General features: G+C 70.9%; 10 protein-coding genes and 1 tRNA gene. 2 read left to right on the plus strand and 9 right to left on the minus strand.

The features are described from left to right. Window positions 1-167: 167 nt before the first annotated feature. The 4 genes from ACFVZW_RS36115 to ACFVZW_RS36130 all read right to left on the minus strand — a co-directional run bounded on the left by ACFVZW_RS36115 (window position 168) and on the right by ACFVZW_RS36130 (window position 1,745). Window positions 168-252, minus strand: a tRNA-Ser gene (locus ACFVZW_RS36115). Window positions 253-320: 68 nt separating this feature from the next. Further along, window positions 321-749 (minus strand): tRNA adenosine(34) deaminase TadA, encoded by a 429-nt coding sequence (tadA, locus tag ACFVZW_RS36120; RefSeq protein ID WP_384530720.1) that lies wholly within the window; start codon window positions 747-749, stop codon window positions 321-323. A gap of 47 nt (window positions 750-796) precedes the next feature. Further along, window positions 797-1,330, minus strand: a complete 534-nt coding sequence (locus tag ACFVZW_RS36125; protein ID WP_384530706.1) for a hypothetical protein — start codon at window positions 1,328-1,330, stop codon at window positions 797-799. 217 nt (window positions 1,331-1,547) lie between these two features. After that, window positions 1,548-1,745, minus strand: a complete 198-nt coding sequence (locus ACFVZW_RS36130) for a hypothetical protein (protein ID WP_384530708.1) — start codon at window positions 1,743-1,745, stop codon at window positions 1,548-1,550. A gap of 87 nt (window positions 1,746-1,832) precedes the next feature. On the opposite strand from ACFVZW_RS36130, the gene upp reads away from it, so the two are divergent. Continuing rightward, entirely contained in the window at window positions 1,833-2,468 is a 636-nt protein-coding gene (upp, locus tag ACFVZW_RS36135) for a uracil phosphoribosyltransferase (protein WP_260230861.1), read from the plus strand. 58 nt (window positions 2,469-2,526) lie between these two features. On the opposite strand, the gene ACFVZW_RS36140 is transcribed toward upp, so the two are convergent. Together ACFVZW_RS36140 and ACFVZW_RS36145 are read right to left on the minus strand one after the other, a co-directional pair. After that, entirely contained in the window at window positions 2,527-3,132 is a 606-nt protein-coding gene (locus ACFVZW_RS36140) for a LytR C-terminal domain-containing protein (RefSeq protein WP_384530710.1), read from the minus strand. Window positions 3,133-3,261: 129 nt separating this feature from the next. Beyond that, entirely contained in the window at window positions 3,262-3,558 is a 297-nt protein-coding gene (locus ACFVZW_RS36145; protein ID WP_009067182.1) for a type II toxin-antitoxin system VapB family antitoxin, read from the minus strand. A gap of 97 nt (window positions 3,559-3,655) precedes the next feature. Between ACFVZW_RS36145 and ACFVZW_RS36150 the strand changes: the two genes are divergently transcribed. Beyond that, a complete protein-coding gene (locus ACFVZW_RS36150) occupies window positions 3,656-5,221 on the plus strand; it encodes a helicase HerA-like domain-containing protein (protein WP_384530712.1) in 1,566 nt (521 codons plus the stop codon). Between the two features lie 44 nt (window positions 5,222-5,265). Here ACFVZW_RS36150 and ACFVZW_RS36155 read toward each other — a convergent pair whose 3' ends face one another. From ACFVZW_RS36155 to ACFVZW_RS36165, 3 genes are all read right to left on the minus strand, one after another. Next, window positions 5,266-6,828, minus strand: coding sequence for a M28 family metallopeptidase (locus ACFVZW_RS36155; protein WP_384530714.1), 1,563 nt, complete (start codon window positions 6,826-6,828; stop codon window positions 5,266-5,268). 115 nt (window positions 6,829-6,943) lie between these two features. After that, the gene (locus ACFVZW_RS36160) at window positions 6,944-7,537 is read right to left on the minus strand and encodes an HhH-GPD-type base excision DNA repair protein (protein ID WP_384530716.1); all 594 of its coding nucleotides are present in this window, start codon (window positions 7,535-7,537) and stop codon (window positions 6,944-6,946) included. 90 nt (window positions 7,538-7,627) lie between these two features. Continuing rightward, the gene (locus tag ACFVZW_RS36165) at window positions 7,628-8,188 is read right to left on the minus strand and encodes an RBBP9/YdeN family alpha/beta hydrolase (protein ID WP_384530718.1); all 561 of its coding nucleotides are present in this window, start codon (window positions 8,186-8,188) and stop codon (window positions 7,628-7,630) included. Window positions 8,189-8,486: the final 298 nt, after the last annotated feature.

The raw sequence follows: 8,486 nt of genomic DNA on the forward strand, positions 1-8,486 counted from the left end.
GCGGTGAAGACCGTGCGGCTCTGATCCGCGCACGGCGCCGAAGGGCCGAAAAGCCGAAGGCCTAACGGCCGAACAGCGGAAAAGGGGCGGGGCCTTCCTCATGGGGCCCGCGGGTCCTCGGATACACCGAAGGGCCCGGTGCGATGCACCAGGCCCTTCGATCGAAGCGGTAGCGGAGGGATTTGAACCCTCGGTGACTTGCGCCACACTCGCTTTCGAGGCGAGCTCCTTCGGCCGCTCGGACACGCTACCGAGAGAGAGCTTAGCCCAAAGAGGCCCCTGCGATGAAATCCGTATCGCTTCGCAGGTCGGAGCGGGGTTCAGCGGCTGCGGAAGAACGCCGTGAGCTGCGCCGCGCACTCCTCTTCGAGGACGCCGTGGATCACCTCGGGACGGTGGTTCAGCCGTCGGTCCCGTACGAGGTCCCAGAGCGAACCCGCGGCGCCGGCCTTCTCGTCGAGCGCGCCGAACACCACCCGGTCGACCCTGGACTGCACGAGCGCGCCGGCGCACATCACACAGGGCTCCAGGGTCACGACGAGCGTGCAGCCGGTCAGCCGCCACTCCCCGGTTTTCGCCGCGGCCCGGCGCAGGGCCAGGACCTCGGCGTGGGCGGTCGGGTCGCCGGTCGCCTCGCGCTCGTTGTGGCCGACGGCGAGGACCGTGCCGTCCGGGGACAGCACGACCGCGCCGACCGGTACGTCACCGGCCGGCACGGCCTGCTCGGCCTCCGCGAGGGCGAGCCGCATGGTCTCCCGCCAGGGATCCCGTACGGGGTCGGGTGCTGTCTCTGTCACTAGCGAACGGTCTCCAGCACCTCCGCGGCGCCCAGCGCGTCCGCGATCTCCGCCAGTGCGTCGCTCTCCAGCAGCAGCAGTCTCTTCTCGGACAGGCCGAGATCCGCGAGGATCAGCCGGTCACCGACCGGTTCGGCCGGCACGGCATCGGCTGCCGTGCCCGAGTCCTCTTCGTCGTCCCCGCGGTCGAGAGGCTCGCCGTCCTCCGTGCCGTCGAGGTCGAGCGCGTCCAGGTCGTCGGCGTCGCCGTCCTGGTCGTCGCCGAGCAGTTCTTTGGTGAGGATCTCCCCGTACGAGGAGCGGGCGGCGGCCGCCCCGTCCGACACGTAGATGCGAGGGTCGTCCTCACCCTCGATCCGAAGGAGCCCGAACCAGGCGTCCTCCTCCTCGATGAAGACGATCACCGTGTCGTCGTCGACCGAGGCCTCACGGGCCAGTTCGGTCAGGTCCGACAGGGTCTCCACATCGTCGAGCTCTGTGTCGCTCGCTTCCCACCCGTCTTCGGTGCGCGCGAGCAGTGCGGCGAAGTACACCGTGACTCTCCCACTGATCAGAGGTGTGACGATCCGGCGGCGCGCTCCGTATGCCCCGCCCAATCGGCATCGTGGCAGAAACGGCGGCTTCAGGAGAGGTCTTCGGCTCTTGCGTCGTGCATCAGTCTGATCGAGGCGGCGAACGGGTGGGCGCGCGGCACCGGCGCACGGCCCCGGCGCACAGAGGGCGCACACGCGGCGTCGGGCGCTGTGGCCGTCACCAGCGGAAGGTGCGCATCCGCATGGCCTGGCGCATCCTGGCCGCCCGCGCGCGCCGGGGCTGGACGCGCTCGCGCAGCGCCTTCGCCTCGTGCAGCTCGCGCAGGAACTGGGCGCGGCGCCTGCGACGCTCCGCGTCCGTCTCCGGCGGCGTTTCGCCGCTTCTCGCGTCGGCCGGCTCTGCCGGGTCGGGCATGGGCCACACCACCCCACGACTGGGTCCTGTGCCACCACCTTCCCTCCACGGCGTGGGTTGATGCCAGTGCGGGCTACTGTTGGGGTCATGCGTCTCCACGTCGTCGATCACCCGCTGGTCGCCCACAAGCTCACCACGCTGCGCGACAAGCGCACCGACTCCCCGACCTTCCGCCGGCTCGCCGACGAGCTGGTCACCCTGCTCGCCTACGAGGCCACCAGGGACGTGCGGACCGAGCAGGTCGACATCGAGACCCCCGTGACGCCCACGACGGGCGTGAAGCTGTCGTACCCGCGGCCGCTGGTGGTCCCGATCCTCCGTGCCGGCCTCGGGATGCTCGACGGCATGGTGCGGCTCCTGCCGACCGCCGAGGTCGGTTTCCTCGGCATGATCCGCAACGAGGAGACGCTGGAGGCGTCGACCTACGCGACGCGGATGCCGGAGGACCTCTCGGGCCGCCAGGTGTACGTCCTGGACCCGATGCTGGCGACCGGCGGCACGCTCGTCGCGGCCATCCGGGAGCTGATCAAGCGCGGCGCGGACGATGTGACCGCCGTCGTGCTGCTCGCCGCCCCCGAGGGCGTCGAGATCATGGAGCGCGAGCTGGCGGGCACGCCGGTGACCGTGGTGACCGCCTCGGTCGACGAGCGCCTCAACGAGAACGGCTACATCGTCCCGGGCCTGGGCGACGCGGGCGACCGCATGTACGGCACGGCCGACTAGTACGGCGCCTCGCGTTCCGTACGGCTCCGACGCCGTACGGAAGGCGGCTTCTACGGCGTCAGCACTTACCGGTGGGCGCGGGCTTGGGCTTGTTGAGAGCGACCAGGGCCGCGTCCGCCGTCGTTTTCGGGTCCAGGCTCTTGAAGGCCGTCCCGATGATCAGGTCCACGTCCGCCGTCGCGCGCGTGTCCGTCTTGGTCGTGGCGCCCTTCAGCTGGGTGCCCAGGACCGTGAACGCGCCCTTGGCGGCCCCGGGGGCGCCGAGCAGTATCCCGGCGCCGGGCACCTTCTTGTCGTACGCGGCGGGCGCGTTGCCGACCTTGCCGATGACGAACCCGCGCTTCTTCAGCTCGTCGGCGGTCGACTTCGCGAGACCGCTGCGCGGGGTCGCGTTGTAGACGTTCACCGTGATCTGAGCGGGCTTGGGCAGTGCGGCGACGGGAGCCGTCGTCGCCTTGGCGACGGGCTTGCAGTCGGCGCCGCGAGCGGCCGTCGTCTTCGTGTCGTCGCCGCCGGAGAAGACGTCGACGAGCTGCAGGGTTCCCCACCCGGCCGCGCCGAGCACGACCACGGCGGCCCCGGCCGCGAGGACGATCCTGCGCCTGTGCCGAGGGCGGCGCATACGGGGGTACTTGTCGCCCGTGATGCGGTATTTTCCGCCCATTCCGGGGGGAGTGAGCATGCTCATGGACGCAGCGTAATGCCGTGCGTCGGAGTTGGATACTTGACGATCATGTGATCGCGTCCGGATGGACGGGGAGAGCGCTCGAACGGGTCAGAACCGCGGGCCGCGCTAGTCCATTTCCAGGACGCGGGCGTGCAGGACCTGCCGCTGCTGGAGCGCCGCGCGCACGGCGCGGTGCAGTCCGTCCTCGAGGTAGAGGTCGCCCCGCCACTTCACGACGTGCGCGAAGAGGTCGCCGTAGAAGGTCGAGTCCTCCGCGAGCAGCGTCTCCAGGTCCAGCTGGCCCTTGGTGGTGACCAGCTGATCGAGGCGGACCGGGCGCGGGGCGACGTCCGCCCACTGCCGGGTGCTTTCCCGGCCGTGGTCGGGATACGGCCGGCCGTTTCCGATGCGCTTGAAGATCACACGGAAAGCCTACCGGGCAAGCGGCTCCCGGCGCAGCCACGCGAGCGCAGTGGGATGCTGGGGCAAACCTCCGCAAAACGGGAATTGGGGTCCTCTGATGAGCGTGAGCGAGCAGTCTCCGGCCACCGAGATCGCGGCCGGGTACGCCTTCACCGGGGCCGCGCTCGATCTGGGGGCGTTGCTGTGGGACGGGACATGTCACCCGGATGCGCCGATCCGCATCCCCCTTCCGATGCTCAACCGCCACGGCCTGGTCGCCGGCGCGACCGGCACGGGCAAGACGAAGACCCTCCAGCTCATCGCGGAGCAGCTGTCGGCGAACGGTGTGCCCGTCTTCCTCGCCGACATCAAGGGGGACGTCTCCGGGATCTCGGCGCCGGGCGCGGAGGGCGAGAAGGTACGCGAGAGGGCCGGGCAGGTGGGGCAGGAGTGGGCGGCGAAGGGCTTCCCCTGCGAGTTCTACGGGCTCGGGGGCATCGGCCCCGGCATCCCGGTGCGGGCGACGGTCACCAGCTTCGGTCCGGTGCTGTTGTCGAAGGTGCTCCAGCTGAACCAGACGCAGGAGCAGTCGCTCGGTCTGATCTTCCACTACGCGGACTCCAAGGGTCTGGAGCTGGTCGACCTGAAGGATCTGCGGGCGGTGGTGGCCTTCCTGGTCTCGGACACGGGGAAGCCGGAGCTGAAGGGGATCGGCGGGCTCTCGACGGTGACGGCGGGGGTGATCCTGCGGTCGATCACGGCGTTCGAGCAGCAGGGCGCGGGAGGGTTCTTCGGGGAGCCGGAGTTCGACACGGCCGAGTTCCTGCGGACGGCGGCGGACGGGCGCGGGGTGGTGTCCGTACTGGAGCTGCCGGCCGTGCAGGACAAGCCGCAGCTCTTCTCCACGTTCCTGATGTGGATGCTGGCGGATCTCTTCAACGACCTGCCCGAGGTCGGGGATCCGGAGAAGCCGAAGCTGGTGTTCTTCTTCGACGAGGCGCATCTGCTGTTCAACGGGGCGTCGAAGGCGTTCCTGGAGTCGATCACGCAGACGGTGCGGCTGATTCGCTCGAAGGGCGTCGGGATCTTCTTCGTGACCCAGACGCCGAAGGACGTGCCGGGCGACGTGCTGGCCCAACTGGGCAACCGGGTGCAGCACGCGCTGCGGGCCTTCACGCCGGACGACGCGAAGGCGTTGAAGGCGACGGTACGGACGTTCCCGAAGTCGCCGTACGACCTGGAGGAGGTCCTGACGGGCCTCGGGACGGGCGAGGCGGTGGTGACCGTGCTGAGCGAGACGGGCGCGCCGACGCCGGTGGCGGCGACGCGGCTGCGGGCACCGGAGTCGCTGATGGGCCCGATCGAGGCGGCGGCACTGGAGGCGGCGGTGAAGGGCTCGCCGCTGTACGGGCGGTACGCGGAGGCGGTGGACCGGGAGTCGGCGTACGAGAAGCTGACGGCGGAGCAGCAGGCGGCGGAGGCGGCGGCGGTGAGGGCGGCGCAGGAGGCGCAGGAGGCCGAGGCGGCGAAGACGCCGGCGCGGGCGCCGCGGAAGGAAGAGGAGTCTCTCGCCGAGCAGGTGGTGGGGAGCGGGGTCTTCAAGTCGCTGGCGCGGTCGATCGGGACGCAGCTGGGGCGCGAGATCAGCCGCTCGATCTTCGGCACGGCCCGCCGGAAGAGGTAGGGCCCGGCCCCCGAAGGGACCGGGCCCGCGCTCGGGAGGCCGTGTTACTCGGTGACCTCGTGGCCGTGGTCCTCGTGGAGGCCGCCGCCGCTGCCCGCGTCGCCCTCCGTCGGGACGGAGACGACCGGCTTCCTCAGGGAGCTGATGTCGTGGGCGTAGGTGCCCACGGCGTTGGCGATGACGTCGATGTTGGCGTCGAAGGCCTTCATGTTGACGTTCGACAGGTTGTCACCGGCCGCGTGGTAGTTCACGTCGTATGCGACACCCGCCGTACCGCCGAACTTGGCCGCCTGCGCCGCCGTCTTGATGCCCTCGGCGCCGGTGAAGGTGCCGCCCGACGGGATGCCGACCTCGATGAACGGGCCGTAGTCCGAGCGGCCCGTGAAGTCGGTGCCCTCGTGCGGGAGTCCGCGCTTGTCCATGAACTCGTTGATGTCGCGCTCGAGCTGGGCGGAGCCCTCGGGGCCCGCGCCCGCGCCGACGTTGTCCGAGTTGTCGCCGTCGTAGACGAACAGGCCGTAGTTCGGCGACGCGATCATGTCGAAGTTGAGGTAGAGCTTGACTTCCTTCTTGTCCAGCTCGCTCATGTTCGCGACGTAGTGCTCGGATCCGAGCAGGCCGTTCTCCTCGGCCGACCACCAGGCGAAGCGGACCTTGTTGCGGACCTTGTCCTTCGACTCGGCGAGCTCCAGGGCGGCCTGGAGCAGACCGGCGGAGCCGGAGCCGTTGTCGTTGATGCCGGGGCCCGCGGTCACGGAGTCGAGGTGCGAGCCGAGCATCACGGTGTTGGCCGCGTTGCCGCCCTTCGTCTCCGCGATGACGTTGTTGGTGGAGCGCTTCTCCTGGAGCTGGCGGATCTCGAAGGAGATGTTCACCGGGCCCTTGGCGAGGTCGGCGGCGAGCTTCTCGCCCTCGGCCTGGGTGACGCCACCGGTCGGGATCTTCCCGGCCGCGGGGTCGCCGAGCGTGCCGGAGAGGGCGCCGTCGGTGTTGTTGTAGATGATCGCGCCGGCTGCGCCCGCCGCCGCGGCGTTCTCCTGCTTCACGGCGAAGGTGCAGCCGCCGCGCTTGATCAGGGCGACCTTGCCGGTGAAGGTCGAGGAGGCGAAGTCGGCCGGCTCGCAGCCGGTGGTGCCGTCGGCGTCGACCGGGACGGTCGCGAGGTCGGCCTTGATGCCGCCGACCGGCGTCGACTTGGTGTAGGTCATCGCCGAGATCTGGATGTCGCGGGGCGCCGGGGAGACCACGGCGGCCTTCTCGGCCAGCGTCTGCGTGTAGATGAACTCGAACTTCTGGTACGAGACGTTGTAGCCGGCCTTCTTGAGCTGCTGGTACACGTACGCCGCGGAGGCGTCGTGCCCGAGCGAGCCGGCCGCGCGGTGACCGCCGGCCGAGTCGGCTATCGCCTGGAACTTCTGCAGGTGCTTGTAGGCGTCCTTTCCGGACGTCTCGCGGACCAGCTTCTTCGCCAGCTGCGCGGCGTCCCGGGCGGGCTTGGCCCCGGGGTCCGGAGTGGCGGTGGCGGGGGAAGCGGCGGCCAGCAGGAGCGGGGTAGCGAGTGCGGCTGCGGCCAGGGTGGCCGCGGCTCTGCGAGAGGATGCGTTCACAGAGGTCCTTCCCGATGCGAACGAGGTTGAGGGGAAGTTAGCGATCTCGGGTGCTCCCTGTGAACAGCTCCGCGACAATTCATGTCGCATTTAGCAGGATTGACATCCGGAACCGTCAATTCTCTGCCGATTTGGCCGCCTTTGCGGCGCGCTTCGCCTCCTGCTTGAAGGCACGGACCTTGGCGAGCGACTCCGGTCCTGTGATGTCCGCGGCCGAACGGTACGAGCCGGTCTCGCCGTACGCCCCGGCCGCCTCCCGCCACCCCTGGGGACGTACGCCGTACTGCTTGCCCAGCAGCGCGAGGAAGATCTGAGCCTTCTGCACCCCGAAACCGGGCAGCGCCTTCAGCCGGGCCAGCAGCTCCTTCCCGCTCCCCGCGTCCGCCCAGACGGCCTCGGCGTCACCGCCGTACTCGTCGACGAGGAACCGGCACAGCTGCTGGATCCGCTTGGCCATCGAGCCGGGGTAGCGGTGCACGGCGGGCTTCTCGGAGAGCAGCGCGCCGAAGGCCTCGGGGTCGTACGCGGCGATCTGCCCCGCGTCGAGATCGTCCGTGCCGAGCCGCTGGGCGATCGTGTACGGCCCGGAGAACGCCCACTCCATGGGGACCTGCTGGTCGAGCAGCATGCCGACGAGCGCGGCGAGCGGGGAGCGGCCGAGCAGCTCGTCGGCCTCCGGCTGCTGGGCGAGGTGGATCTCGGTGGTCATGGATCGATGGTCTCTCCGGGGTGCGGCAGGCGCACGGCCGGTCACCCGATGCGGTCACGCGGTCCCGCAGCGCTCACCCCTCTGGGCCCCCTACCGGGGGCCCAGCCTCGTCGCCGGGTCCTCGCACCACCGGAGGACCGACGGCCACTCCCCGTACCCGGAGTCCGGCGTGAGGTGCGCGCCGCCGGGGACGACGTCCGTGTCGAGGCCGAGCGGGGTGCCGTAGTGCACGTCGGCGCCCTCGGGGCAGTACGGGTCCCCGGCCGCGTACACGAGCCGCGCAGGCGCCTTCAGCCGGACGGCGTCCAGTTCGAGCCCCTCGGCGAAGGCGGCGATCTCGGGGATCGAGGCCGTCACGGCGGGGGACGGCGGGGCGACGAGCAGGACCCGGTCGACGTCGGGCGAGGCGGCCCGCAGCCAGAGCAGGACGGACAGGCTGTGCGCGATCACGACGAACTCGCCCTCGGCGGGACGGTGGAGCTGCGCGCGCAGCGCCGCCACCCAGTCGTCCAGGACGGGCGCGTCCGGCTCGGGCAGCTGGGGATAGCGCACCTCGTGCCCGCGCGCCCGCAGCTCCCCGGCCAGCCAGTGGTGCCAGTGGCCGGGAGGGCGGTGGTTCTGGAAGCCATGGAGGATGAGGAAGGTCGCCATGGGGCCGATGGTGCGCCGCGGGGGAGGGCCGGGTCCAGATCGTTTCAGGGGATGGACGGGGTTGCGGGGGGTCCGGCGGGGCCCTGAGGGGGCCGCGGGTGCGGGCGGTGTCCCCGGGCCGTGGGGTGCCGTGGGTGGGGGAGGCGTGCTCGGTCGGTGGGGTGCCGTGGGTGCGGGAGGTGCGCCCGGTTCCTGGGGTGCCGTGGGTGCGGGGGCGTGCCTGGCCTGTGGGGGCCGTGGGTGCGGGAGGCGTGTCCGGCCGGTGGGGGGCCGTGGGTGCGGGAGGTGCGCCCGGTTC

It is taken from the genome of Streptomyces sp. NPDC059567 (assembly GCF_042735655.1).
Lineage (GTDB): Bacteria > Actinomycetota > Actinomycetes > Streptomycetales > Streptomycetaceae > Streptomyces.

Excerpts from the sequence above, each read along its gene's own strand:
- tadA (WP_384530720.1), bottom strand. The coding sequence starts at position 749 with ATGCGGCTCGCCCTCGCGGAGGCCGAGCAGGCCGTGCCGGCCGGTGAC.
- ACFVZW_RS36130 (WP_384530708.1), bottom strand. The coding sequence starts at position 1,745 with ATGCCCGACCCGGCAGAGCCGGCCGACGCGAGAAGCGGCGAAACGCCG.
- upp (WP_260230861.1), top strand. The coding sequence starts at position 1,833 with ATGCGTCTCCACGTCGTCGATCACCCGCTGGTCGCCCACAAGCTCACC.
- ACFVZW_RS36140 (WP_384530710.1), bottom strand. The coding sequence starts at position 3,132 with ATGGGCGGAAAATACCGCATCACGGGCGACAAGTACCCCCGTATGCGC.
- ACFVZW_RS36150 (WP_384530712.1), top strand. The coding sequence starts at position 3,656 with ATGAGCGTGAGCGAGCAGTCTCCGGCCACCGAGATCGCGGCCGGGTAC.
- ACFVZW_RS36160 (WP_384530716.1), bottom strand. The coding sequence starts at position 7,537 with ATGACCACCGAGATCCACCTCGCCCAGCAGCCGGAGGCCGACGAGCTG.
- ACFVZW_RS36165 (WP_384530718.1), bottom strand. The coding sequence starts at position 8,188 with ATGGCGACCTTCCTCATCCTCCATGGCTTCCAGAACCACCGCCCTCCC.